Origin of the sequence: Escherichia sp. HH26CH (genome assembly GCF_009820205.1) — a bacterium.
Classification (GTDB): domain Bacteria; phylum Pseudomonadota; class Gammaproteobacteria; order Enterobacterales; family Enterobacteriaceae; genus Escherichia; species Escherichia coli_F.
On sequence record NZ_VNXM01000036.1, the window covers coordinates 1 to 299 of the forward strand.

Annotated in this window: 1 tRNA gene; it reads left to right on the forward strand. The window is 53.2% G+C overall.

The window, feature by feature from the left end:
* Nucleotides 1-224 precede the first annotated feature (224 nt).
* Nucleotides 225-297 (forward strand) — tRNA-Gly (locus FQ015_RS11795).
* Nucleotides 298-299: the final 2 nt, after the last annotated feature.

The following is a 299-nucleotide window of genomic DNA, read 5'->3' on the forward strand; positions in this document are numbered from 1 at the left end:
GCTCAGTTGGTAGAGCACGACCTTGCCAAGGTCGGGGTCGCGAGTTCGAGTCTCGTTTCCCGCTCCAAAATTTGAAAAGTGCTGCAAAGCACAGACCACCCAATCGCAGTATTTCGAATTGCGACAAGGCGGCAACTGAACGAATCCTTGGGAGCTTACAAAAGTAAGTGACTAAGGTGAGTGAAGGCAGCCAAGGCAGTAGCGGTTCGAAAGACGAAGATTAAGCGGGAATAGCTCAGTTGGTAGAGCACGACCTTGCCAAGGTCGGGGTCGCGAGTTCGAGTCTCGTTTCCCGCTCC